The sequence below is a fragment of the Tsukamurella hominis genome (assembly GCF_965137015.1).
In the GTDB taxonomy this organism is placed as follows: domain Bacteria; phylum Actinomycetota; class Actinomycetes; order Mycobacteriales; family Mycobacteriaceae; genus Tsukamurella; species Tsukamurella hominis.
Genome location: NZ_CBCRZG010000005.1, coordinates 272535 through 295832, shown reverse-complemented (window position 1 = coordinate 295832; position 23298 = coordinate 272535). Strand labels below are relative to the sequence as shown.

22 protein-coding genes are annotated in these 23298 nt (G+C 71.4%); 12 read left to right on the top strand and 10 right to left on the bottom strand.

Features of this window, described 5'->3' with window-relative positions; all coding sequences use genetic code 11:
- Positions 1-103 precede the first annotated feature (103 nt).
- Both ACM9LD_RS09860 and nrdR read left to right on the top strand, forming a co-directional pair.
- Positions 104-742 (top strand): LysM peptidoglycan-binding domain-containing protein, encoded by a 639-nt coding sequence (locus ACM9LD_RS09860; RefSeq protein ID WP_415676480.1) that lies wholly within the window; start codon positions 104-106, stop codon positions 740-742.
- A gap of 216 nt (positions 743-958) precedes the next feature.
- Positions 959-1432 (top strand): transcriptional regulator NrdR, encoded by a 474-nt coding sequence (nrdR, locus tag ACM9LD_RS09855; RefSeq protein ID WP_415676479.1) that lies wholly within the window; start codon positions 959-961, stop codon positions 1430-1432.
- Positions 1433-1454: 22 nt separating this feature from the next.
- Here nrdR and hrpA read toward each other — a convergent pair whose 3' ends face one another.
- The gene (gene hrpA, locus ACM9LD_RS09850; RefSeq protein ID WP_415676478.1) at positions 1455-5399 is read right to left on the bottom strand and encodes an ATP-dependent RNA helicase HrpA; all 3945 of its coding nucleotides are present in this window, start codon (positions 5397-5399) and stop codon (positions 1455-1457) included.
- A 20-nt stretch (positions 5400-5419) separates the two neighbouring features.
- Between hrpA and ACM9LD_RS09845 the strand changes: the two genes are divergently transcribed.
- From ACM9LD_RS09845 to ACM9LD_RS09835, 3 genes are all read left to right on the top strand, one after another.
- Positions 5420-6673 (top strand): aminotransferase family protein, encoded by a 1254-nt coding sequence (locus ACM9LD_RS09845; RefSeq protein ID WP_415676477.1) that lies wholly within the window; start codon positions 5420-5422, stop codon positions 6671-6673.
- Between the two features lie 99 nt (positions 6674-6772).
- Entirely contained in the window at positions 6773-7117 is a 345-nt protein-coding gene (locus tag ACM9LD_RS09840) for a DUF485 domain-containing protein (RefSeq protein WP_224645777.1), read from the top strand.
- Positions 7114-8748, top strand: a complete 1635-nt coding sequence (locus tag ACM9LD_RS09835) for a solute symporter family protein (RefSeq protein ID WP_415676476.1) — start codon at positions 7114-7116, stop codon at positions 8746-8748. Before ACM9LD_RS09840 ends, ACM9LD_RS09835 begins: the two co-directional genes overlap by 4 nt.
- A gap of 63 nt (positions 8749-8811) precedes the next feature.
- On the opposite strand, the gene ACM9LD_RS09830 is transcribed toward ACM9LD_RS09835, so the two are convergent.
- On the bottom strand, positions 8812-9636 hold the full coding sequence (locus tag ACM9LD_RS09830) for a sigma-70 family RNA polymerase sigma factor (RefSeq protein ID WP_415676475.1): 825 nt from the start codon (positions 9634-9636) through the stop codon (positions 8812-8814).
- 79 nt (positions 9637-9715) lie between these two features.
- Here ACM9LD_RS09830 and ACM9LD_RS09825 point away from each other — a divergent pair, with 79 nt between their 5' ends.
- Positions 9716-10174 carry a carboxymuconolactone decarboxylase family protein gene (locus tag ACM9LD_RS09825; protein ID WP_415676474.1) on the top strand — a complete coding sequence of 153 codons (459 nt, stop codon included), beginning with the start codon at positions 9716-9718 and terminating at the stop codon, positions 10172-10174.
- A gap of 21 nt (positions 10175-10195) precedes the next feature.
- On the opposite strand, the gene ACM9LD_RS09820 is transcribed toward ACM9LD_RS09825, so the two are convergent.
- The 3 genes from ACM9LD_RS09820 to ACM9LD_RS09810 form a co-directional block, all read right to left on the bottom strand.
- A complete protein-coding gene (locus tag ACM9LD_RS09820; RefSeq protein ID WP_415676473.1) occupies positions 10196-10894 on the bottom strand; it encodes a hypothetical protein in 699 nt (232 codons plus the stop codon).
- 104 nt (positions 10895-10998) lie between these two features.
- Positions 10999-11538: a carboxymuconolactone decarboxylase family protein gene (locus ACM9LD_RS09815; RefSeq protein WP_415676472.1), complete on the bottom strand. Its 540-nt coding sequence runs from the start codon at positions 11536-11538 to the stop codon at positions 10999-11001.
- A gap of 4 nt (positions 11539-11542) precedes the next feature.
- Complete coding sequence (locus ACM9LD_RS09810; protein WP_068525048.1) at positions 11543-12130, bottom strand: peroxiredoxin; 588 nt, start codon at positions 12128-12130, stop codon at positions 11543-11545.
- Between the two features lie 123 nt (positions 12131-12253).
- Between ACM9LD_RS09810 and ACM9LD_RS09805 the strand changes: the two genes are divergently transcribed.
- Genes ACM9LD_RS09805 through ACM9LD_RS09795 form a run of 3 tightly spaced genes read left to right on the top strand, consistent with a single transcriptional unit; the run spans position 12254 to position 14329 of the window.
- Complete coding sequence (locus tag ACM9LD_RS09805; RefSeq protein ID WP_415676471.1) at positions 12254-13174, top strand: hydrogen peroxide-inducible genes activator; 921 nt, start codon at positions 12254-12256, stop codon at positions 13172-13174.
- A 29-nt stretch (positions 13175-13203) separates the two neighbouring features.
- A complete protein-coding gene (locus tag ACM9LD_RS09800) occupies positions 13204-13743 on the top strand; it encodes a Uma2 family endonuclease (RefSeq protein WP_415676470.1) in 540 nt (179 codons plus the stop codon).
- Between the two features lie 16 nt (positions 13744-13759).
- Positions 13760-14329, top strand: coding sequence for a cysteine hydrolase family protein (locus ACM9LD_RS09795; protein ID WP_415676469.1), 570 nt, complete (start codon positions 13760-13762; stop codon positions 14327-14329).
- Between the two features lie 2 nt (positions 14330-14331).
- Here ACM9LD_RS09795 and ACM9LD_RS09790 read toward each other — a convergent pair whose 3' ends face one another.
- Entirely contained in the window at positions 14332-15060 is a 729-nt protein-coding gene (locus tag ACM9LD_RS09790) for a LysR family transcriptional regulator substrate-binding protein (RefSeq protein ID WP_415676468.1), read from the bottom strand.
- Positions 15061-15089: 29 nt separating this feature from the next.
- On the opposite strand from ACM9LD_RS09790, the gene ACM9LD_RS09785 reads away from it, so the two are divergent.
- The 3 genes from ACM9LD_RS09785 to ACM9LD_RS09775 all read left to right on the top strand — a co-directional run bounded on the left by ACM9LD_RS09785 (position 15090) and on the right by ACM9LD_RS09775 (position 17819).
- Positions 15090-15482, top strand: coding sequence for a DUF5997 family protein (locus ACM9LD_RS09785; protein WP_415676467.1), 393 nt, complete (start codon positions 15090-15092; stop codon positions 15480-15482).
- A 99-nt stretch (positions 15483-15581) separates the two neighbouring features.
- Positions 15582-17243, top strand: a complete 1662-nt coding sequence (locus tag ACM9LD_RS09780; RefSeq protein WP_415676466.1) for a sphingomyelin phosphodiesterase — start codon at positions 15582-15584, stop codon at positions 17241-17243.
- 123 nt (positions 17244-17366) lie between these two features.
- Positions 17367-17819, top strand: coding sequence for an SRPBCC family protein (locus ACM9LD_RS09775; RefSeq protein ID WP_415676465.1), 453 nt, complete (start codon positions 17367-17369; stop codon positions 17817-17819).
- Here the strand turns inward: ACM9LD_RS09775 and ACM9LD_RS09770 are convergent, their stop codons facing one another.
- The 4 genes from ACM9LD_RS09770 to ACM9LD_RS09755 all read right to left on the bottom strand — a co-directional run bounded on the left by ACM9LD_RS09770 (position 17820) and on the right by ACM9LD_RS09755 (position 23259).
- Positions 17820-20315 carry a DEAD/DEAH box helicase gene (locus ACM9LD_RS09770; protein WP_415676464.1) on the bottom strand — a complete coding sequence of 832 codons (2496 nt, stop codon included), beginning with the start codon at positions 20313-20315 and terminating at the stop codon, positions 17820-17822.
- A gap of 33 nt (positions 20316-20348) precedes the next feature.
- Positions 20349-21317 carry an alpha/beta fold hydrolase gene (locus tag ACM9LD_RS09765; RefSeq protein ID WP_415676463.1) on the bottom strand — a complete coding sequence of 323 codons (969 nt, stop codon included), beginning with the start codon at positions 21315-21317 and terminating at the stop codon, positions 20349-20351.
- A gap of 68 nt (positions 21318-21385) precedes the next feature.
- A complete protein-coding gene (locus tag ACM9LD_RS09760) occupies positions 21386-22327 on the bottom strand; it encodes an alpha/beta fold hydrolase (protein WP_415676462.1) in 942 nt (313 codons plus the stop codon).
- The gene (locus tag ACM9LD_RS09755) at positions 22324-23259 is read right to left on the bottom strand and encodes a proteasome assembly chaperone family protein (protein WP_415676461.1); all 936 of its coding nucleotides are present in this window, start codon (positions 23257-23259) and stop codon (positions 22324-22326) included. Before ACM9LD_RS09755 ends, ACM9LD_RS09760 begins: the two co-directional genes overlap by 4 nt.
- Positions 23260-23298 lie beyond the last annotated feature (39 nt).

Genomic DNA, 23298 nt, shown 5'->3' with positions numbered 1-23298 from the left:
CGCACTTCGGTGTGACTGGTGGGGCTGGATTGAAAACTTGTCAGTCCCCTCCGATAGACCAGTGGGTGAGCGAGAAGAACCCGCTACCGACCAAGGAGAGATCATGACCGCGATCATCGATCGGGACGTCATCACCGCAGCGCAGGACGCTGCCGCCGAGGCGCAGGCGCTCGTGCGGCACGGTTCGGCGGCTTCCGACCGGCGCGGCGCGACCCGGGCTCGCGGAGTCTCGCCGCGGCTCGCGCGCAGTCGCACCCGGGAGGCGTCGGCGGTATCGATCACCTCGTCGAACGACGTCGTCGAGGCGCTTGTTCGAACGGAGCCGGCGGCGGTCCGCGTGACGGGGGCCCGCGGCTCGGCGCGACGCACCGTCGAACGCCCGGGCGTGCGATCCGCCGCTCGCCGCGTCCCCCGCGGATACTCGCGTGCCGACGGCTGCGCCCGCCGGACTCCGGGTCCCGCGGTCCTGGCGTGCGTCCTGTTCGCCGCGGGCGTCTTCGCCGGGCTCCTGGTGTTGTTCGGCGGCGCCCCGCAGGCGGAGCCGGCGGCCCCCGCCGGCGCCGCACAGCCCGCGCTGACCTCGATCGTGACCGTGCGCAGCGGGCAGAGCCTCGAGCAGATCGCCCGCGAGATCGCGCCCGATCGGGCTCAGGCCGCCGTCGTCGCCGAGATCTCGGAGATCAACGGCCTGGAGGGCGGCCGGGTGCACGCCGGACAGACCCTCGTCACCCCGCGGTACTAACCCGCCACCTCACGATCGAAGGAGACGCAGATGACCACCCGTATGGCGATAGTGGATTCCCGGCACGGCGGGCGCTCCGCCCACCTCGACAATGTGGTGCCGTTCCCGTGCCGAGTATTCTCGGAGACGAGATCGCGGGGCACGGCGGTGGCAGGGGCCACCGTGCTGCAACTGCCCCGCCGGACGTCCGAGCGCAGCCGCGCGGGAGGTGGACCCATGTATTGCCCGTTCTGCAAGAACGAGGACACCCGTGTGGTCGATTCACGAGTGTTCGATGACGGGCAGGGCATCCGTCGGCGCCGCTCCTGCAACGAGTGCGGCCGCCGCTTCACCACCGTCGAGAGTGCGGTCATGGCGGTCGTGAAGCGCAACGGCGTCACCGAACCCTTCAGTCGCGAGAAGGTCGTCAAGGGCGTGCGCCGGGCGTGCCAGGGCCGCGACGTCGCCGAGGACGACCTGCACAAGCTCGCCCAGCAGGTCGAGGAGACGATCCGGGCCATGGGTGTGGCCGAGGTGCCCGCGAACGAGGTCGGCCTGGCCATCCTCGGCCCGCTCCGTGACCTGGACGAGGTCGCCTACCTGCGCTTCGCGTCGGTCTACCAGGGCTTCTCGTCCATCGAGGACTTCGAGGCCGCGATCCGCGACCTTCGCGCCCGCGCCGCCGCCGCGGACCCGACCGACGCGGCGTAGCCCGCCCCCGAGCGACCGGCGCTCAGGTCAGAGACGCGATCGCGGCCAGCACTTTCTTCTCCGAGACCGACCCGGCGGTGCCCAGCGACTGTGCGAACAGGCTGACCCGCAGTTCCTCGATCAACCAGTGCACCTGGTCCAGCGCCGCATCGCGCCGGTGCTCGGGCAGCGTGTCCAGCTTCGCCGTGAGCGTGCCGTACACGCGGTCGAGCGTGGCCATTCCGCGGTCGTCCCGGTCGATCGACGCGGGTAGCGCCGCCCAGCGCGCAGCGGCGCCCGCGGTGTAGCGGGGCAGGTGCTGCAGGTGCGCGTCCGGGGTCGCCGCGACGAAGCCGGGGAACAGGAGCGCGTCGAGTTGCTCGGCGATGTCCTCCGCCGCCTCGCGCAGCGCCGGCGGGGCGGACGCGATCGCGCCCCGGACCTCGGTGGCGGTCGCCACCGCTTCTGCGACGTCCGCGAAGTTCTGCTGGACCGCCTGGCCCAGGCCCGCCCGCACCGTCGCCGTGAGCGAGGCGAACTCGTCGGGCGTCCACGCGGAACCCGCGCGGGCGCGCAGATCCGTGATGGCGCGACGCCGGCAGTCGGCCACGAGGTCCATCGGCGTGGCGTACGGGCTCTGCGACAGCGCCAGTCGTTCCCGCTGCCCGACCGACTGCAGCACCGACTTGTGCGCGGCGGGCAGCGCGTTCGCGAGGAGTACGTCGAGCCCGGCCCCCATCAGCGCGGTCTGCTCCGGCTCCGCTGCGACCACCTTCACGCCCGCCGCGTCGCCGGCGGGATACAGCGTGCCGAAACCCGTCACCCGGCTGCCCCGGACCTCGGTGTCGATCGTCCGCGGCACGTCCCCGAGCGTCTCCGCCGTCCACTGCTTCGCCGGGGCCCGCTCGTAGGCGCCGGCGCGGCTCGACAGGTCCTCCTGGACCGCGGCACCGAGCTTCCGCTTGAGCGCGTCGAGGTCCTTGCCGGAACCGAGGGTGCGGCCGTCGTCGCCGATCACCGTGAACGTCACCCGGAGGTGATCCGGGATCGCGCCGGGGGAGAAGTCGCCGGGCCGGATGACGGTGCCGGACAACTGCGTCAGCTCGCGCGCGAGGCCCTCGGTGAGCGGCTCGGCGCGGGGCGTGAGGCGCGCGAGCGCGGCCGCGGCGAAGTCGGGTGCGGGCACCACCTCGCGGCGCAACTGCTTCGGCAGCGACTTGATCAGCGCTACGGCCAGCTCCTCGCGCATCGCGGGGACGAGCCATTCGAAGCCGTCCGCGCGGACCGTCGCCAGGTCCTTGACGGGGATCCGGGCGGTCACCCCGTCGTCCGCGGCGCCCGGCTCGAACCGGTACTTCAGCGGCACCTCGATGCGGCCCTGCAACCACGAGGTCGGGTACGCCTCCGCGGTGACGTCGGCGGCACCGTCGGCGAGGAGGTCGTCGGCGGTGAAGTCCAGCAGGCCGGGGTCGGTCCGCGAGGCCTTCTTCCACCAGGAGTCGAAGTGCCGCGCCGAGACGATGCCCTCGGGCACCCGTCGGTCGTAGAAGTCGAAGAGGCCGTCCTCGTCCACGACGATGTCGCGACGCCGTGCCTTGTCCTCCAGGTACTCCGCGTCGTCGAGCAGCGCCCGGTTGCGCGCGAAGAACGGGTGCCGCGTGCGCCACTCGCCCTGGACGAGCGCGTGCCGCAGGAAGAGCTCCCGTGCCGCGACGGGGTCGATGCGGCCGAAGTTCACCGTGCGGTCGGCCACCAGCGGGACGCCGAACAGCGTGACGCGCTCCTTGGCGAGCACCGCCTCCCGCTTCGTGGACCAGTGCGGCTCGGAGTAGTGGTGCTTCGCGAGCGGCCCGGCCAGCTTCTCCGCCCACTCCGGTTCGATCTTCGCGACGGTCCGCGCGAACAGTCGCGAGGTCTCGACGAGCTCGCCCGCCATCACGAACCGCGGGGGCTTCTTGGACAACGCAGAACCGGGGAAGACCAGGAACTTCGCGTTCCGCGCGCCCAGGAACTCCCTGCCGTCGGGCTCGCGCAGCCCGATCTGCGAGAGCAGCCCTGCCAGCATCGCCTGGTGGATCAGGTCGGGCGACGGCGCCGGCTCCCGGCCCAGCGAGTCCAGCTTCCAGCCGAGATCGCGGCAGATCTGCCGGAGCTGGCCCTGCAGGTCCTGCCACTCGCGGATCCGCACGTAATGCAGGAACTCCCGCTGGCACTCCCGCCGGAAGGCGCTCGAGCTCAGCTCGGCCCGCCGGTCGCCCAGGTGGCGCCACAGGTTCAGGTAGGAGAGGAAGTCCGACGTGGGGTCGGCGAAGCGGGCGTGCTGCGCGTCCGCGGCCTGACGGTGCTCGGCGGGCCGCTCGCGCACGTCCTGGATGGACATCCCGGCGACGATGACCAGTACCTCGGGCAGCACCCCGAACTCACGGGCCGCGACCAGCATCCGCGCCATCCGAGGGTCGACGGGCAGATCCGCGAGCTGACGGCCGACCGCGGAGAGGCGCTTGTGCCCCTCCTGCGCGTCCTCGAGCGCTCCCAGCTCCTCGAGCAGCGCCGTGCCGTCGCGAACCGCCCGCTCGTCCGGCGGCTGGACGAACGGGAAGGCGGAGACCTCGCCCAGCTCCAGCGCGGTCATCGACAGGATGACCGAGGCGAGGTTGGTCCGCAGGATCTCGGGATCGGTGTACACGGGCCGGGCGTCGAAGTCGTCCTCCGAGTACAGCCGGATCGCGATGCCGTCCGAGGTGCGGCCGCAGCGGCCCGAGCGCTGCTGCGCCGAGGCCTGCGAGACCGGCTCGATCGGTAGCCGCTGCACCTTGGTGCGCACCGAGTACCGGGAGATGCGCGCCGTGCCCGTGTCCACGACGTACTTGATCCCGGGCACCGTCAGCGAGGTCTCGGCGACGTTGGTGGACAGGACGATCCGCCGGCCCGTGTGCGGGGCGAAGACGCGGTGCTGCTCGGCGGAGGACAGGCGCGCGTAGAGCGGCAGGATCTCCGTCCCGGGACGGACGTGCGCCTGCAGCGCCTCGGCGGCGTCACGGATCTCGCGCTCGCCGGAGAGGAACACCAGTACGTCGCCCGGGGCCTCGCGGGAGAGCTCGTCGACGGCGTGCACGATGCCCGTGACCTGGTCGAGCGGCTCGGAATCGTCGGTCATCTCGTCCAGGGGCCGGTACCGGATCTCCACCGGGTAGGTGCGTCCGCTGACCTCGATGACGGGGGCGGGCGTACCGTCGGGCCGCGCGAAGTGGGCGGCGAACCGCTCCGGCTCGATGGTCGCGGAGGTGACGATCACCTTGAGATCGGGCCGGCGGGGCAGGATCTGGCGGAGGTAGCCGAGGAGGAAGTCGATGTTGAGGCTGCGCTCGTGGGCCTCGTCGATGATGATCGTGTCGTAGTCGCGCAGGAGGCGGTCGCGCGTGAGTTCGCGCAGCAGGATGCCGTCGGTCATCAGCTTGACCGAGGTCTTCGGCGAGACGCGGTCGGTGAACCGCACCGCGTAGCCGACGGCGTCGCCCAGCTCCGTCTTCGTCTCCTCGGCGATGCGCTCGGCGACGCTGCGCGCGGCGAGGCGGCGGGGCTGGGTGTGGCCGATCATGCCGCGTACGCCGCGGCCGAGATCGAGGCAGATCTTCGGCAGCTGCGTGGTCTTTCCGGAGCCGGTCTCGCCCGCGAGGATGATGACCTGGTTCTCGGCGATGGCCTTCGCGATCTCTTCGCGCCGCGCGCTGACGGGCAGGTTCTCGGGGTAGACGATCGCCGGCACCGCCGCCGTGCGCTCGGCGTAACGCGCCCGCGCGGTCTCGATCTCCCGGGCCACCTTCGGTAGGTCGGAGGGCTTGGCGCGCTTGAGCCTCCCGCGCAGGCGCGTCTCGTCCCGCAGCGTGACCGCGGGCTCGGCGTCGGTGCCGAGGGCGGCGTACAGATCGCGCTTCGACGGTCCGCCGTCGCCGTCTTCTCGTGCGGTGCGCGTCTCCTGCTTCGTCATTTGCGACTAGTTTATCCACCATGAGCGGACAGGGACCCACGACCTCATCGGCACTCTGGCACGGCTTCGCGGACATGGGCGCCGTGCAGCGCGACGGCGCCTTCGTCTTCGCGCGCGGCGAGGGCGCGTACGTCTTCGACACCGAGGGCAACCGGTACCTCGACGCCACCGCCGGCCTGTGGTTCGCCAACGTCGGCCACGGCCGCGCCGAGGTCGCCGACGCGGTCCGCGATCAACTGCTCAAGGTGGCGCACGTGACCGGCTTCGGCGACGCCGCCACCGATACGACCGTCGCCCTGGCGAACCGCCTGCAGGCCATCGCGCCGGTGCCGGACAGCAAGATCTTCTTCACCTCGGGCGGCTCGGACTCGGTCGATTCGGCGATCAAGCTGGCCCGCCGCTACTGGCAGGAGCAGGGCCGGCCGGAGAAGAAGCTGATCGTCGGCCGGTCCAACGCCTACCACGGCATGCACGTGGGCGGCACCAGCCTGGGCGGTATCCCGGTGAACGCGGAGGGCTACGGCGGCGTGCTCTTCGACGACACCGCGACGGTCGCCTGGGACGACGCCAAGGAGCTGCTGGGCCTCATCGAGCGGGTCGGCGCCGAGGCCATCGCGGCGTTCGTCGCCGAACCGGTGATCGGCGCCGGCGGCCTGCTGCCCCCGCCTGAGGGGTACCTGCGCGAGGTCCGCGACATCTGCCGGGAGCACGACGTGCTCTTCATCGCCGACGAGGTGATCACCGGCTTCGGCCGCATCGGTGGCGCGTGGTTCGCGTCCAGTCGGTTCGATCTCGAGCCCGACCTGATGACCACCGCCAAGGGGCTCACCAGCGGCTACGTCCCGATGGGCGCGCTGTTCGTGGCGCCGCGCGTCGCCGAGCCCTTCTACGGGGGCGGCGTGTGGTGGCGGCACGGCTACACCTACGGCGGTCATGCGGCGGCCGCCGCGGCGTCGATGGCCGTGCTCGACATCATGGAGCGCGAGAACCTGCTCGCCGAGGCGTTGCGGCTGCAGGACACCCTGCTGCGCGAGCTCTCCGCGCTGGCGGACCACCCGAAGGTCAAGGACGTGCGGGGCGGCGTCGGCGCTGTCGCCGGCGTGCAGCTGCACGAGCCCGCCGAGGCCATGGCGATGGTGAAGAAGCTACGGGCGCAGGGCGTCTCCGGCCGCGCCGCCGGTCTCGGCACCCTCCAGTACTCGCCGGCGCTGGTCACCACGGACGAGCAGGTCGCCGAGATCGCCGCGGCCACGCGGCGGGCGCTCGACGCCTGACCGGTGTAAGCCCCTGGTAACGACCGTTGCAAGGGGTTGCACGGCGTTTGTGGCCGAATCAAACCCGTGGTCAATGTGGTCCGTGCCACACTTTCGGACGTGAACGAAGAGGATACGGCGGCGGTCTACCAGCGCGCCTACGACAGCAAGGAATTCCACGAGCTCCGGCGCAGGCTGGCGACGTTCGTGATCCCGATCTCCGTGGCGTTCCTGCTCTGGTACGCCGTGTATGTGCTGCTGGCCACCTACGCACACGAGTTCATGAGCCAGAAGCTGTTCGGGAACATCAACGTCGCGCTGGTGATGGGGCTCGGGCAGTTCGTCACCACGTTCGCCATCACCTGGGCGTACGTGCGGTTCGCGAACAACACGATCGACCCGATGGCGACGGACCTGCGTGAGCACATCGAGGGCGAGCTCAAGGCGGGGGAGGCGGGCCAGTGACCGATCTCCTCGCCTGGGAGCCCGGCACGATCGAGGTCGGCCAGCAGGTCGGCTCCACCGCGCTGAACATCCTCGTCTTCGTCCTGTTCATCGGCGTCACGATGGGCCTGGTCATCAAGGCCAGCCGCACCACCAAGAAGGCCACGGACTTCTACACCGGCGGCGCCACGTTCACGGGCCCGCAGAACGGTTTCGCCATCGCGGGCGACTACCTCTCGGCCGCCAGCTTCCTCGGCATCTGCGGTGCCATCGCGGTCCAGGGCTACGACGGCTTCCTGTACTCGATCGGCTTCCTCGTCGCCTGGCTCGTCGCGCTCCTGCTCGTCGCCGAGCGGCTGCGCAACGTCGGCAAGTTCACCATGGCCGACGTGCTGAGCTTCCGGCTCAAGCAGCGCCCCGTGCGCATGGCCGCCGCGCTCGCGACGCTCACCGTCTCGCTCTTCTACCTGATCGCCCAGATGGCCGGCGCGGGCGGCCTCGTCTCGCTCCTGCTCAACATCAAGGGCACCACCGGCCAGGCCGTCGTCGTCGCGGTCGTCGGCGTCCTGATGATCGTCTACGTGCTGGTCGGCGGCATGAAGGGCACCACCTACGTGCAGATGGTCAAGGCCGTCCTGCTCGTCGGCGGCGCCCTGCTGATGACCCTCATGGTGCTCGCCGCGGTCAAGGGCAACTTCTCCGACCTGCTGCAGAAGGCCATCGACGGCAGCGCGTCGGGCGAGAAGATCATCGAGCCCGGCCTCAAGTACGGCAAGACCGAGACCACCAAGCTGGACTTCATCTCCCTCGCCCTCGCGCTCGTCCTCGGCACCGCGGGCCTGCCGCACGTGCTCATGCGCTTCTACACCGTGCCCACGGCCAAGGAGGCCCGCCGTTCGGTGACCTGGGCCATCGGCCTGATCGGTGCGTTCTACATCTTCACCCTCGTCCTGGGCTTCGGCGCCGCCGCCTACGTGGGCGCCGACGTCATCGCCAAGGCCCCCGGCGGGGTCAACTCCGCGGCGCCGCTGCTCGCGTTCTCGCTGGGCGGCACGATCCTCATGGCGGTCATCTCGGCCGTCGCCTTCGCCACCATCCTCGCCGTCGTCGCCGGCCTGGCGATCACCGCGTCGGCGAGCCTCGCCCACGACATCTACAACGGTGTCATCAAGCACGGCAAGGCTTCCGAGGAGTCCCAGGTCCGTGTCTCCCGCATCACCGTGGTGGTCATCGGCATCGCGTCGATCATCCTCGGCATCGGCGCCATGGGGCAGAACATCGCCTTCCTGGTGGCGCTGGCGTTCGCCGTCGCGGCGTCCGCGAACCTGCCGACGATCCTGTTCTCGCTGTTCTGGCGGAAGTTCAACACCACCGGCGCGGTGCTGTCGATGTACGGCGGTCTGATCTCGGCCATCGTCCTGATCGTCTTCTCGCCGGCCGTGTCGGGCAAGCCGACGTCGATGTTCAAGTCGCTCGACTTCCACTGGTTCCCCCTCGAGAACCCCGGCCTGGTGTCGATCCCGATCGGCTTCGGCCTCGCGATCCTGGGCACGCTCTTCGGCAAGCCGGACACCGAGCTCGCCGACAAGGCGGTCGAGATGGAGGTCCGCTCGCTCACCGGCGTCGGTGTCGAGAAGGCCATCGACCACTAGGCCCAGCACGTTCGACGGTGCCCGTCCCCGGCTCTCCGGGGGCGGGCACCGTCGTTCGGCGGGTCAGAGCGGGACCACCTCGCTGCCCGCAACCTCGTCGGCCCGCAGGGTGACGTCGAGGGCGGCGATGCGGCCGTCCGCGGTGAACGTGACGTCGCCGAGCAGCAGGTAGCCGGGCGCGCCGGGCAGCCGGACGGTGTAGCCGAGCAGCCCGTCGACCAGCGCGACCAGGGCGGTCTTCGCCTTGAACAGGAAGGCCTCCGCGATCGCGGGCGCGCCCGCGAGGATCGACGGCGGCGCGTCGTCGGTGTGCGTCCGGAACACGGCGTCCGGGTCGAGCAGCTCGACGAGGGCGGTGAAGTCACCGTCGCGCGACGCCGCGAGGAAGGCGCGCACGGCGTCGGTGCGCGCCGCGTCCGGCCGGGGCGTTCCGGCCACCCGCCGGCGGGCCCGGCTCGCGAGCTGGCGCGTCGCGGCGGGGCTCCTGCCGAGGATCGCGGCCACGTCGTCGAAGGGCACCGCGAAGACGTCGTGCAGCACGAAGGCCACGCGCTCCGCGGGTGCGAGGTCGTCGAGGACCGCGCCCATCGCGGCGCCCACGGACTCGGCGAGCTGCGCTTCGTCGTCCGGCGCGGGCGCAGGGTCGGCGGGGTCCACCTCGTCGAGCGGCGTCGTCTCGCGCCGAGCGCGCAGGCGGTCCAGGCAGATCCGCGACACCACGGTGGTCAGCCACGCGGTCGGGTTGTCGACGGTGCCGTCCCCGTCCGCCCGGTCGGCGCGCAGCCACGCCTCCTGCACCGCGTCCTCGGCCTCCGAGGCCGAGCCGAGCATCCGCGTGGCCACCGCGAGCAGCCGCGGCCGGGCGCTGATGAAGTCGTTCAGGTCCATGTGTCACATCCTCCGTCGTCGATCCGTCAGGGAGATGACGGGGCGCCCGCCCCGAGTGTGACCGACAGAGGAGAACGACATGACCGCACGGATGACGAACCCCGCTTTCGCCCTGCCCGGGGCGCTGGACGCGCTGACGAAGCTGGGCGAGGCGGTGACGGCCTCGGGGCTGTCGCCGGAGCTGCTGGAGCTGGTGAACATGCGGGCCAGCCAGCTCAACAGCTGCAGCACCTGCCTCGACGGGCACTGGCGGATGGCGCGCAAGCACGGCGCGTCCGATGACAAGCTCTTCGCCGTCGGCGCCTGGCGTCACACGCCCTACTTCTCCGATGCCGAGCGGATCGCGCTGGAGCTCACGGAGGAGCTGACCGTGCTCGCGGGGCATCCCGACGCCGTACCGGACGCGCTGTGGGACGCCGCCGCGGACGAGTTCGACGCGAACCAGCTGGCCGCGCTGGTGCTGGCCGTCGGGCAGATCAACCTGTGGAACCGCGTGAACCACGCGACCCGCCAGGAGGCCGGCTCCTGGCGGCCGTGACTGAAGCCCTCCCGAAAGGGCTCAGGCCGGGACGCGCGCCGCGAGCCAGCCGATCCCCGAGGAGGCCATCGCGCCGGCCAGGAGCAGGAGAACCGACCAGCCGAAGCCCTGCAGCCCGTTCCATCGGGAGCGCGGCGCCGGTGCCCCCTCCGCCTCCGGAGCGTCCGCGGCGGCCGCGGCGCCCGAGCGGCCGCGCCAGAGCGGCGCGGGCTCCAGCACGAGGTACAGCAGGGCACCCACCTGACCGATGACGATCATCCAGAACCATGCCCACCGGGTGCCGTAGACGGGGCGAGAGGCCAGCATGGCGACCAGCGTGGCCAGCATGGTCAGCCCGATGACGGTCGTGACCCAGTGCGGTCCGCGCAGGGGCCAGGCGAGTAGGTGGGCGTCGCCGTCCTCCGCCTTCACCCGGACCCCGCGGGCCCGCATGGCGTCTCTGAACTCGGCCACGGGGGTCTGCAATCGGTCGGCGATGGGGCCTCGGCGCCATTGGAACGGCCCCGTCGACCACGTCGCGGTCCAGACGGTCTCGTCGTCGATCGAGCTCGACGAGGAATCGGGCAGCATCACCTGAACCACCGCGCCCCGGTCCAGTTCCCGGGCGAACTCCGCGTAGTCGGCGTCGCGCGGATGGGCGGCGGTCGCCGCGGCGACCGCCGCGGTGAGGAGCACGAGGAGAGCGGCGACCCGGAGCGCCACCAGCAGGTTCTGCCGCATGACCGTACGTCGCCGCGCGTGCGCCGTACGTTACGCGGACGAGAACGACGGTGCCCGCCCCTCGATGTGAGGGGCGGGCACCGTCGTGTTGTGAAGCGGTGAGGCTAGACCGAAGCGGTCGCGAGGGTCTCGGCGGCGAAGATCGCCTGCGCGACGCCCTGCACGGTGGCCGCGACCTTGACGGCCTCGAAGGCCTGCTCCTTGGTGAGGCCGGCCTTGCGGACCACGTCGTCGTGGGCGGCGACGCAGTGCTCGCAGCCGTTGATCGCCGAGACGGCGAGGCTCCACAGCTCGAAGTCGGTCTTGTCGACGCCGGGGTTGCCGATGATGTTCATCCGCAGGCCCATGCGCACCTGGGCGTAGTCGGCGCCGAGGAAGCCCTTAGCCCGGTACGCGACGTTGTTCATGCCCATCACGGAGGCGGCGCCGAGGGCGGCCTGGTAGGCCTCCGCCGACAGGGTGTTGGCGGCCTCTTCGGCGATCTCGCGCAGGACGGTCGCGTTCTTGGTGGCCGCGGCCGAGGCGAGGAAGGTGCCCCACAGCTGCTGCTCGGTGAGCTCGGTGGAGCGCGCGAGCGAGCTGAGGTTGAGCTTGAGGTCCTTGGCGTACTCCGGGACCGCGTTCTTCAGGTTGTCGATCGACATGTGTTTAGACGCTCTCCTTCAGCAGCTCGCCGGCGTCGAGGGTCGGGTCGCCCTTCTTCCAGTTGCAGGCGCACAGCTCGTCGGACTGCAGCGCGTCCAGCACGCGGAGCACCTCGTCGACGTTGCGGCCCACGGAACCGGCCGTCACGGAGACGAACTGGATCTCGTTGTTGGGGTCCACGATGAAGGTGGCGCGGTCGGCGACGCCGTCGGCGTTGAGGACGCCGGTGGCCTCAGCCAGCTCGCGCTTGAGGTCCGAGAGCATCGGGAAGGGGAGGGTCTTCAGGTCCTCGTGCTGCGCGCGCCACTGGAAGTGCACGAACTCGTTGTCGACCGAGGCGCCGAGCACCTGGGCGTCACGATCGGCGAACTCGTCGTTGAGCTTGCCGAAGGCGGCGATCTCGGTAGGGCAGACGAAGGTGAAGTCCTTCGGCCAGAAGAAGACGATCTTCCACTTGCCGGCGTAGTCGTCGCTGGTGACGGTGGTGAAGTAGTCGTCCGGCTGCTGCGCGTCGACCTTCGAGAGGTCGCCGCCGATCACGGCGGTGAGGTTGAACGCGGGGAACTGATCGCCGATCGTCAAGAGGGGCACGGTAACTCCTTCATCACTGTGTGCAGGCGCCCGATGGGTGCGGGCTTCGTTTCGTGGACGATTCTTCCGTCCGAATCACATCGTTGTAAAGCAAAGGTGATGGATGGCACTAGACTGATAGGTATGTCCGATCAGCCTTATCAGCCGACCCTCGCGCAGCTGCGCGCCTTCGTCGCAGTGGCACGCTCGCGCCACTTCGGGACCGCGGCGACGTCGCTCGGTGTGAGTCAGCCGTCGCTGTCGCAGGCGCTGGCCTCGCTCGAGGCGGGGCTCGGCGTGCAGCTGGTGGAGCGCAGTACCCGCAAGGTGCTCATCACGGAGGCCGGGATGGCGCTGCTGGAGCAGGCCTCCGTCATCGTGGCCTCCGCGGCGGAGCTGGTGAGCTCGGCGGCCGGGCTCACCGGCGAGCTCCGCGGCACGCTGCGGCTCGGCATGATCCCGACGGTCGCGCCCTACCGACTGCCCCGCCTCTTGCCGCAGCTGCGGGCTGAGGTCGACGATCTGGCGGTCACCGTCGTGGAGGACCAGACGGCCCGCCTGCTCGACGCGCTGCGCTCCGGCCGGATCGACGTGGCCGTGCTCGCGCTGCCCGTGCACAGCTCGTCGGTTGCCGAGATCCCGCTCTACGACGAGGAGTTCGTCCTCGTGGTTCCGCCCGGTCACCCGCTCGCCGGCCGCGACGACCTCACCGCCGATGACCTCTCCGGGCTGCCGCTGCTGCTCCTCGACGAGGGGCACTGCCTGCGCGACCAGGCACTCGACCTGTGCCGCCAGGCGGAGGAGGGCGTCGGCGTCATGGGCGACACCCGGGCGGCCTCGCTCGCCACGATCGTGCAGTGCGTCTCCGGCGGCCTCGGGGTGACTCTGCTGCCCGAACCCGCGGTCGCCGTCGAACTGCGCGGCACGGATCTGGCGACCGCACGGTTCGCGGCACCGGCGCCGGGCCGCCGGATCGGCCTCGCCTATCGAGCGTCCAGCGCGAAGACGGAGGGCTTCGCCCGCCTCGCCGAGATCGCCCGCGCGGCCGCAGGATCTACCGTGTGACCTGGCCGAACCGGGCGTACGATGGCGCCATGACCGCAGCGACCCGCCCACACCTCCTCTCGCTGGAGGAGTGGGACGCCTTGGGGGAGGACTCGTCGTCGCACGCGGAGCTGCAGGAGGGGGTCCTGATCGTGTCGCCCAAGCCGAGGCCGGAACATCAGTACGCCGCAGGGGTTCTGTTCAGCGTGCTCAACGGGGCGACGCCCGAAGGATTTCGTACGTACCCCGAGGTCGACCTCATTCTCGAGGCCCGAACACCGGCGTCCGTCCGCGCTCCCGATGTCGTGGTGATGCCGCAGGACGCGGCAAGCCCCTTTGTCGCTTCGGACGCGATACTCGTTGTTGAGGTGCTCTCGCCTGGCACCCGGAGGACCGACCTGGTCATGAAGCGCCACGAGTACGCCGAGGCCGGGATCCCGCATTACTGGATCGTCGACCTCGATGGTGCGGACGTCCGGCTCGATGTCCTCACGCTGGTCGACGGCGCCTACGAGTCCGTCGAGGCCACCGGCGCGTTCGCGGCGACGGCGCCGTTCGCCGTGCGGCTGGATCTCGACGCGCTGCGCTGAGCGCTAGCCTGGACGCATGGCCGAACCGCGTTCCGTTCTGATCCTCATGGACTACCAGCGAGGCATCGTCGACGGTGCCGAGCGCGCCGGCGCCGCGGCGCTCGCCTCCGCCGCGCGCGCCCTGTCGGCGGCGCGCGACCACGGCGTGCCGGTGGTGCACGTGCGCGTCGCCTTCCGGCCCGACTACCCCGAGATTCCGCCCACCAACCGGGCTTTCGCCATGCTCCGCGAGGGCGGCGACTCGATGACCGAGGTCTCGCCGCTCACGGCGATCGTCCCCGAGGTGGCGCCTCTGCCGGGCGAGCCCGTCGTGGTCAAGCGCCGGTTCGGCGCGTTCAGCGGCAGCGATCTCGACGTGGTGCTGCGCGGCCTGCAGGCCGATCACCTGGTGCTCGCGGGCATCTCGACGAGCGGCGTCGTCCTCTCGACGGTCCGCTACGCGGGCGATCTGGACTACGGCCTCACGGTCCTGGCGGATGCCTGCGCCGACCACGATCCCGAGGTGCACCGCGTACTGGTGCGCAAGGTCTTCCCGCGTCAGGCCGAGGTGCTGGCCGTCGACGAGTGGATCGAATCGCTCGGCTGAGCTCAGCGGCGGGGGCGCTTGCCGGGCTTGGCCTTCGGGGTCGCGGCCTTCTTGCCCGCCGCGGCACGGGCGGCCTGCTTCGCGAGCGTCTTCTCCCGCGCGGTGCGCTTGGGTGCGGGCTCGGCGCGGCCCCGGGACGAGCCCGCCTTCCGGCCGCGCACCACGCCGATGAACTCCGCGACGGCCTCCGGCTGCTCGCCCGCGGGGACCGCGAGCACGACGGGGGAGGGCGGTGCGTCGATGACTGGCCGGTACGTGAGGTCCTTGCGGTGGTGCAGCCGCGCGAGCGACTGCGGCGCGAGCAGCACGCCCAGGCCCGCGGCGACGAGTTCGATCGCGGCCTCGGTGGTCTCCGGCCGGTGCGCGACCGGCGCGCCCGGGGCGCCGTCCCAGTGCAGGGCGTCGTCGTGGGGGAGCAGGGTCGGCTCCCCGTCGAGATCGGCCGCGGCGAGCTCGTCGGCGGCCGCGGCGTGGTGCTCCTTCGGCACCACCGCGACCACCTGCTCCTCGTACAGCGCGATCGTCGCGAGCCCGCTCGTCTCCGCGGGCAGGCGCAGGAGCGCCAGGTCGACGGTGCCGTCCCGGACCGCCTCCGCTGCGTCCGCCGCCGCGACGGGGACGAGCTCGAGCCGGACATCCGGATGCCGCTCGCCCCAGATGCGGGCCCATTTGGCCGGCGTCGCGCCGGGGACGTAGCCGAGCCGCAAGCCCGGCGGGAGCGATGAGGTCACGGCATGAGATTACCGATAGGCTGGTCCGCATGAGCAGGCCGAATACGCAGTCCATGAAACCCGCGACCGCGGCGAAGAAGCTGGACGTGTACCTGCCCGCCACGCCGGCGGAGTTTCAGGAGAAGGCGATCACCCGCGACGAGCTGGCCGCGCTGCAGGCCGAGCCGCCGCAGTGGTTGCAGGATCTGCGGAAGAACGGGCCGCATCCGAAGAACCTCGTCGCCGCGCGTCTCGGCGTCTCGATCTCGGGCCTGCAGCGCGCCGGCGTGGGGGAGGCGCTGACCACCGAGCAGATCACCGGCCTCCTCGCGGATCCGCCGCAGTGGCTGATCGACGAGCGCGCCGGCCTCGACGCGGTGCGCGCCGAGGAGCAGCGCGTCGCCGAGGCGCGCGCGGCCCGCAACCGGCCCCGCCGGAAGTAGCCCCTGCCGCTCGCGCCGCCGCACGAGATCGCCCACCGGATCGGCTCGACGTCCGGTTTAATCTCTCCTTGGTATCGCAAGGACGAAGAGCGGGGGACGATGGCACGGCGAGGCGGGCTCGGGGCGACGGCGGTCGCGGTGATGGCGGTCGCGGGGATCAGCGCGATGACGGCGGCTCCCGCCGCGGCGGCGACCACGGCGGTGCCGCCAGCGGTGCGGCCCGCGCCCGCGCCGACACCCGCGCCGTCGGTACCCGTCGAGGTCAAGGTGCAGGCCTGGAACATGTACCAGCTGCCGAACATCCTCAACGCGGTCTCCGGAACCCAGGCCGATTCCGACGCCCGGGTGCGGGCGTCCGTCGACCAACTCGCCGCGAGCGGTGCCGACGTGCTGCTGCTCAGCGAGGTGAACGGCACCGCCGGCCGCGCGATCCTCGACGGCCTGCGAGAACAGGGCTACACCTATCAGACGCCGCGCCTCGGCGAGAGCTGCGCCGGGGTGTTCGGCGCTTGCAGCGACGCGCTCTGGTCGGTCAACGGCGGCGTCGCTGTGGTGAGCAAGTACCCGATCGCGCAGTCGGAGCAGTACGTCTACACCAACTACGCCCCGCTCGCCCCCGACATGTTCGCGAACAAGGGCGCGGTGATGGCCCGGATCGAGAAGGACGGCCAGGAGTTCTGGGTCGTCGCCATGCACACCCAGGCCGACGACACGATCAACGACCGCGCTTCGCGCACCCACGACATCCGCATGAAGCAGGCCGCGGAGCTGCGCCGCTTCGTCGACACGTTCGCCGCGGACGGCGCGCCCGTGATCTACGGGGGCGACTTCAACACCGAGTACTTCGCCGGGAAGGGCAGGCCGGACGCCCAGGGGCTCACGGAGTTCCAGCAGCTCATCGCCCGCAGCGGGATCGACCTGTTCGACCCCGGCGCCCTGCCCTTCACCTACGACTCCGTGACCAACACTCTCGTCGCGAAGCAGGGCTATACGGGCTACCGCGACACCCTCGACTACGTGGGCACCACCGGCGGCGCGAAGGTCCGCTGGGTGCAGATCCCGGTCGCGGGACCGGATCCCGTGTCCGACCACGAGCCCGTGATCGGCTACTTCGAGATCACCCGCGCCGACGGCAGCATCGTGCGCACCGGCGTCGACCCCCGCGCGCTCAACCCGAGCGCGGTCGAGCGCGCCGTCTACTTCGTGCAGAACAGCCTCGAGACCGCGGTGCGGATCGTGATCATCGCGGTCGAGGACGCGATCACCCGGGTGCAGAAGGTCGTCGCCGACGTCTTCCGGCCCGCCGGCCCGACGGTGACCGCTGCGCCGGCCGGCACGGCCGGGGTCGCCTCGTCCGACGCCGCCTCCGGGGACGGCGCGGCGCGCACCGCGGAGCCGACGGCACCCGCGGCGACCTCGTCCGCGTTCGGCGCGGACGACGCGGCCGGCCCCTCGTCCGGGGCGCGCCCGGTCTCCGTCGAACCCGCGACGACGCCCGTCTCCGCGACGAGCGCGCCGCTCTACCCCGTCGGGGCGTCGATGCCCGAGCCGGCGCCCAGCGGCCCGGCGACGCCCGCACCGGCTTCGCCCGCATCGCCGGCTGACGCGTCGGAGGCCCCCGGTACGAGCGCGCCGGAGACCCCGCGGTCGGAGCCGACGCCCACGGAGTCGGCCCCCGCCGTGGAGTCGGCGCCCACCGTGGAGTCGGCCGCGGCGCAGGGGACGGACGAGGGCGGCGTCGAGGCCGCGCCCGCACGCTGATCCGCGGCGATATCCGCGATCCGGCGCCGCTGGAGACCCTTCATGTGTACGCTGTGAACATGGCGTGCGGGCCGACGCGCGTCGTGGAGACACAGCAGAGAGTGAGTCACCATGTCCGAGCGGATGTCCACCACCCGAGTCATCGCCGCGAGCCCCGATCGGGTCTTCGCCGCCCTCGCCGATCCCGCACGCCACCAGGACATCGAGCCCACGGATTGGGTCCGCGCCGCGGTGGACGCCGCGCCGCTCGACCACGTCGGGCAGATGTTCTCCGTGAACATGTACCTCGAGCAGGCCGGCGGCGACTACGTGATGGAGAACAAGGTCACCGACTTCGAGCGGGACCGCGTCATCGGGTGGCTGCCCGGGACCAGCAAGGAGGGCGAGTGGGAGGCCGGCGGCTGGTGGTGGCGGTACGACCTCACGCCGTCGGGTGACGGCACGCAGGTCACGCTGACCTACGACTGGACCGACACTCCGCAGTCCTTCCGGGACTTCGTCGGCTCCATGCCGCCGTTCCCGCCGGAGTACCTGGACCAGTCGCTCGCGGGTCTCGACGCCGTCGTCCGGGGCTAGTCAGCCGGAGACGACCTCCACGTCCACGAGCACGACGTCGCCGCGCTCGTCGGACGCGGGGAGGTCGACGACGGCCGTGATGGCCCAGCCGTGGTCGCCATCGGGGTCGGCGATGGTCTGCCGCACCCGCCAGGCCCGCGGCATCGAGGTGTCGAGCGAGAACAGCTGTGGCCCACGGGCGTCCGGGCCGGTCTCGATGTCGTCGTACTCCTCGTAGTAGTCGTCGAAGGCCGCGTACCAATCGACGCCGGGATCCATGGCGTCGAGCAGGTCATACTCCTCCTCGGCGACGAGCTGCACGCGCCGGAACATCGTGTTGCGCACCATGACTGCGAACGCCCGCTCGTCGGAGGTCAGCGACGTGGAGCGCCCGATCTCCGGGGCGGAGGCGTGCGCCTTCACCGGGTCCGGGGAGGTCATCTCCTCCCACTCGTCGACGAGCGAGCTGTCCACGTACCGCACCAGCGCGCCAAGCCAGGCGATGTAGTCGTCGAGTTCGGGGGTGCGCACCGCCTCGGGAACGGTGTGCCGCAGGGTCCGGAAGGCGTCCGACAGGTACCGCAGGACCGCGCCCTCCGAGCGGCCCAGCTGGTACTTCGAGACCAGGTCGTTGAAGGTCATCGCGCGCTCGATCATCTCGCGCACCACGGACTTCGGTGAGAGCTCGAACTGCGTCACCCAGGCGTGCCCCGCGGCGTAGGTCGCGAACGCGGGGACGAGCAGCTCCTCCAGCGGCTTCGGGTACGTGACGTCCTCGAGCAGCGCCATCCGCTCGTCGTAGTCGATCCCGTCCGCCTTCATCTCCGCCACCGCGGCGCCGCGCGCGGCGTTCTGCTGCGCCCGCAGCACCGGGCGCGGGTCGTCGAGCACGGATTCGATCACGGAGATGACGTCGAGGGCGTAGTCCGGGGACTCGGCGTCGAGCAGCTCCAACGCCGCGAGCGCGAAGGGCGCGAGGGGCTGGTTCAGGGCGAAATCGGGCTGCAGGTCGACGGTGAGCCGCACGTGCCGGCCGTCCTCGTCGGGCTCGGCGAGCCGCTCGACGACGCCGCCCGATTCGAGGCCGCGGAACAGCGTGATCGCGGTTCTGATGTGCCGCAACTGGTTCCGGCGCGACTCGTGATTCTGCTCCAGGAGGTGCCGCATCGACTCGAAGCAGTTCTGCGGCCGGGCGATCACGTTGAGCAGCATCGAGTTGGTCACCGAGAACCGCGAGACCAGCGGTTCCGGATCCGCCGCCACGAGCTTCTCGAAGGTGGCTTTCCCCCAGGAGACGAAGCCCTCGGGCGGCTTCTTGCGCTGGACGCGCTTGAGCTTGGCGGGATCCCCGCCCGCCTTCGCCTCCCGGCGCGCGTTCTCGATCTCGTGCTCGGGAGCGGCCACCACGACGGTGCCCATCGTGTCGAACCCCGCGCGCCCGGCCCGCCCCGCGATCTGGTGGAACTCGCGGGCCCGGAGGTGGCGCGTGCGGTTCCCGTCGAACTTGGTCAGGCCCGTGAGGTAGACGGTGCGGATCGGCACGTTGATGCCGACGCCGAGCGTGTCCGTGCCGCAGATGACCTTGAGCAGGCCCTCCTGCGCGAGCTTCTCCACCAGCCGCCGGTACCGGGGGAGCATGCCGGCGTGGTGCACCCCGACACCGGAGCGGATCAGGCGCGACAGGGTCTTGCCGAAGCCGGTGGTGAACTGGAAGTCGCCGATCGCCGCCGCGATCGCCGCCTTCTCCTCCTTGCTCGCCAGCGGGAGCGACATGAGCGCCTGGGCGCGCTCCGCCGCGGCCTGCTGGGTGAAGTGGACCACGTAGACGGGCGCCTGGTGCGTGGTGACCAGCTCGACGATCTGATCCTGGATCGCCATGGTGGAGTAGGCGAAGTGGAGCGGCACCGGCCGCTCCGCCCCGGCGACGAGGACGGTCTCCCGTCCGGTGCGCCGGGTGAGGTCCTCCTCGAAGAAGGAGGTGTCGCCGAGCGTCGCGGACATGAGCACGAACTGCGCGCGCGGCAGCTCGATCAGCGGCACCTGCCACGCCCACCCGCGGTCGGGCTCGGAGTAGTAGTGGAACTCGTCCATCACCACCTGTTCGATGTCGGAGTCGGCGCCCTCGCGGAGCGCGAAGTTCGCGACGATCTCGGCGGTGGCGCACACGATCGGTGCGTCGGCGTTGACCGCGGCGTCGCCGGTGACCATGCCGACGTTCTCCGTGCCGAAGACCTCGCACAGCGCGAAGAACTTCTCGCTGACCAGGGCCTTGATCGGGGCGGTGTAGTAGGTACGGCGGCCCTGTGCCAGCGCCGCGAACTGGGCGCCCATCGCCACGAGGGATTTGCCGGAACCGGTCGGCGTCGCGACGATCACGTTGGCGCCCGAGCACGCCGCGATGAGGGCCTCCTCCTGGGCGGGGTACAGCGTGATGCCGCGGTCGTCGGTCCACTCCAGGAAGGCCTCGAAGACCTCGTCGGCCGTCGGGTCGGACGGCAGCAGGTCGATGAGGTTCACTCATCTCACTCTACGGACCGCGATCGTGGCCGCTCAGCCCAGCTCCTGGGCGGGCGCGGCGACGGTGACGCCGGCGGCGGACCGCAGCCCGTCGCGCAGGTGGGTCCGCGCCAGCCGCGCCGGCGTCGTCGACGTGAGGAAGTCGGTGAGGAGCGCCAGGAAGCGGTCCGGCGCCTCCGTCATGGGGAAATGGCCGACACCGTCGAAGACCTCGACCCGCGCCGCGGGCAGGGCCGCCCGGAGCACTTCGGCGTGCGAGGCCGGGATGATCGAGTCGTCCGCGCCCCACGCGACGAGCGTCGGGACCTCGGCCGTGAGGTAGCAGCGGTCCAGCATGGTGACGACCTGACCGCGCAGGTCCACCACGGAGCGCAGCGTCCGCGCGAAGGCGTGCGGGGACGCGGTGTTCGGCATCCGGTCGAGCGCGCGGCGCAGCTGTACCGCGTCGGGGCGCAGCGGGCTCGGCAGGGCCGCCGCCGCGAGCAGCGCGGTCGCCAGGAGCTCCTTCGCGCCTGGCAGCGCCGTGAGCGCGACGAGCTGCTCGGCGAAGGGGAGCGAGAGCAGCCGCAGCAGCGGCGAGACGTCGTGGTCCACGCCGCCGGGCGCCACGAACGCGAGCCGTTCCACCATGTCCGGGAACTGGTAGGCGAACTGCCCCGCGACGCCGCCGCCCAGCGAGTGCCCGACGACCGACACGCGCTCGATACCGAGGTAGCAGAGCAGATCGCGCATGCCGTTCGCGAACGCCGCCACCGAGTAGTCCGCGCGGGGGCGGTCGGAGAGGCCGTGCCCCAACAGATCCGGGGCGATCACGGTGAACCGGTCGGTGAGCGGCGCGAGAACGGAGTCCCACACGAGGGAGTTGTCGCCGATGCCGTGCAGGAGCAGCACGGCCGGGCCGGTGCCGCCGATGCGGTAGGCGCGACGGTGCCCGTGGATCGTCGCGAAGCACAGGTCGGGGACGTACGGGCGGGCCCGGAAGGGCAGGACCTCGGAACTCATCGCGGCCTCCTCACGACTGACTGCTCGTCAGTGTGGGCGGGCCGGATTACGGGCGGCGCCCCGCCCGGTTACGCGGGCGTTTCGGCCCCGGTGTCCAGGTCGGCGTCGAGATCCGCGTCGCGCCGCAGGGCGTCCTGCAGGTCGGCCGTCGTCAGCCGCGCGGGATCGGTGTCGTCGATGAACCCGGTCAGCACCGCGAGGAAGCGCTCCGGGTCGCTCCGGAACGGGAAGTGGCCGGCACCCTCGAACACCTCCAGCCGCGACGCCGGGAGTGAGGCGTGCAGCAGATGCGCGTGCTCGACGGGGATGATCGGGTCGTCCGAGCCCCACACCACGAGCACGGGCACGGACTCGGCGACGTAGGTGCGGTCGAGCATCGTCACCACCTGGCCGAACGGGTCGACCACGGCGCGCAGGGTGCGGGCGAACGCACGCGGCGTGCCCGCGTGCGGCAGGCCCGCGAGGACCCGGGCGCACTCCGCGTTGTCGACGAACAGCTTGAGCGGCACCCGTCCGAGCAGGTCCAGGGCGGCGCTCGCGACGGGCAGCACGCCGGGGAGGGCGAGCGAGCGGATCGCGACCTCCGACATCGGCAGCGAGACCGCCTTGAGCACGGGGGAGACGGAGCGCGTGACGCCGCCGGTGTTGACGAACACGAGCCGCTCGATCATCTCCGGGTACTGGTAGGTGAACTGGCCCGCGATGCCGCCGCCCAGCGAGTGCCCGACCAGCGTCGCGCGCTCGATGCCGAGGTAGAGCAGCAGGTCGCGCATGGCGTTCGTGAACGCCGGCAGCGAGTAGTCGGCGCGCGGGCGTCCGGACAGGCCGTGCCCCAGCAGATCCGGCACGATCACCGTGTACCGCTCGGCCAGCTGCTCGAGGATCGGCTCGAACGTCGCCGAGTTGTCGGCCATCCCGTGGATGAGCAGCAGGGCGGGGCCGCTGCCGCCGATCCGGTAGGCCCGGCGGTGGCCGTGGATCAGCGCGACGCGCTGACGCACCTGCGTCACGACGCGGAGCCGTTCTCACCCTCGTCGCCGGCCTGCTCCGCGAGGAAGGCCTCGAATTCGCTGGCCAGGTCATCGCCGGTGGGGATGGCCTCGCCGTCGGCGATGAGCAGCTCGCGGGGCTGCTGCGCCGCCTCGTCGTACTGCTGTTCCAGCGCCTCGACCACGGAGGAGATCTCCGCGCTGGACGAGACCTGGGCGTCGATCTGCTCGCGCAGCTCGGCCGCTTCGACCGCGAGGTCACCGTCGGGCAGCTGCAGGCCGACGGAGCTGCGCAGCGCGCCGAGCATGCCGAGGACGGCCTCGGGGTAGTCGTTCTGTGCGAGGTAGTGCGGGACGTGCACCGACAGGCCCAGCGTGTCGTAGCCCTTGTCGGCCATGCGCAGCTCGAGCAGGCCCGCGGCGCTGCCGGGCAGGCGCATCGTGCCGCCGTCCCAGGACCGCAGTTCACTGCGCAGGTCCGGGTTGTTGCCATGCGCCGTGACCGGCACGGGCCGGGTGTGCGGCACCGCCATGGGGATGGCGTGCAGGCCGACCACCGACCGCACGCCGAAGCGCTCCGCGAGGCCGGCGACGGCGCTGACGAAGCCGTTCCACCGCAGGTCCGGCTCGGCGCCCGCCAGCAGCAGGAAGGGCCTTCCGGCGGAGTCGCGCACGGCGTACAGGTTGAGCTCGGGCTCGTCGACGCCGGTGAATCCGTCCTCGAACGTCATCGGGGGGCGGCGGGAGCGGTAGTCGATCAGTTCGTCGACGTCGAAGGAGGCGACGAGCTCGGTGGTGAGGGTGTCCTTGAGGTGCTCGCGGAGCAGCTTGAGCGCGTGCCCCGCATCGGCGTAGCCGTCGAGCGCGTGCACCAGTACAGGGCCGTTGCCGTCGGTGTCCGAGACGGACGGACCGGGGAACTCCAGCTCGTACATGTGGGACTGCTCGTCCATGGGCTACCTCCAACCGCAGTGCTCCCCGCGCGAGCGGGG

What these genes read in the sequence shown, in the direction of transcription:
- ACM9LD_RS09860 (WP_415676480.1), top strand. Translation starts at nt 104, where the DNA reads ATGACCGCGATCATCGATCGGGACGTCATCACCGCAGCGCAGGACGCT.
- nrdR (WP_415676479.1), top strand. Translation starts at nt 959, where the DNA reads ATGTATTGCCCGTTCTGCAAGAACGAGGACACCCGTGTGGTCGATTCA.
- hrpA (WP_415676478.1), bottom strand. Translation starts at nt 5,399, where the DNA reads ATGACGAAGCAGGAGACGCGCACCGCACGAGAAGACGGCGACGGCGGA.
- ACM9LD_RS09845 (WP_415676477.1), top strand. Translation starts at nt 5,420, where the DNA reads ATGAGCGGACAGGGACCCACGACCTCATCGGCACTCTGGCACGGCTTC.
- ACM9LD_RS09830 (WP_415676475.1), bottom strand. Translation starts at nt 9,636, where the DNA reads ATGGACCTGAACGACTTCATCAGCGCCCGGCCGCGGCTGCTCGCGGTG.
- ACM9LD_RS09825 (WP_415676474.1), top strand. Translation starts at nt 9,716, where the DNA reads ATGACCGCACGGATGACGAACCCCGCTTTCGCCCTGCCCGGGGCGCTG.
- ACM9LD_RS09820 (WP_415676473.1), bottom strand. Translation starts at nt 10,894, where the DNA reads ATGCGGCAGAACCTGCTGGTGGCGCTCCGGGTCGCCGCTCTCCTCGTG.
- ACM9LD_RS09815 (WP_415676472.1), bottom strand. Translation starts at nt 11,538, where the DNA reads ATGTCGATCGACAACCTGAAGAACGCGGTCCCGGAGTACGCCAAGGAC.
- ACM9LD_RS09805 (WP_415676471.1), top strand. Translation starts at nt 12,254, where the DNA reads ATGTCCGATCAGCCTTATCAGCCGACCCTCGCGCAGCTGCGCGCCTTC.
- ACM9LD_RS09800 (WP_415676470.1), top strand. Translation starts at nt 13,204, where the DNA reads ATGACCGCAGCGACCCGCCCACACCTCCTCTCGCTGGAGGAGTGGGAC.
- ACM9LD_RS09795 (WP_415676469.1), top strand. Translation starts at nt 13,760, where the DNA reads ATGGCCGAACCGCGTTCCGTTCTGATCCTCATGGACTACCAGCGAGGC.
- ACM9LD_RS09785 (WP_415676467.1), top strand. Translation starts at nt 15,090, where the DNA reads ATGAGCAGGCCGAATACGCAGTCCATGAAACCCGCGACCGCGGCGAAG.
- ACM9LD_RS09780 (WP_415676466.1), top strand. Translation starts at nt 15,582, where the DNA reads ATGGCACGGCGAGGCGGGCTCGGGGCGACGGCGGTCGCGGTGATGGCG.
- ACM9LD_RS09775 (WP_415676465.1), top strand. Translation starts at nt 17,367, where the DNA reads ATGTCCACCACCCGAGTCATCGCCGCGAGCCCCGATCGGGTCTTCGCC.
- ACM9LD_RS09765 (WP_415676463.1), bottom strand. Translation starts at nt 21,317, where the DNA reads ATGAGTTCCGAGGTCCTGCCCTTCCGGGCCCGCCCGTACGTCCCCGAC.
- ACM9LD_RS09755 (WP_415676461.1), bottom strand. Translation starts at nt 23,259, where the DNA reads ATGGACGAGCAGTCCCACATGTACGAGCTGGAGTTCCCCGGTCCGTCC.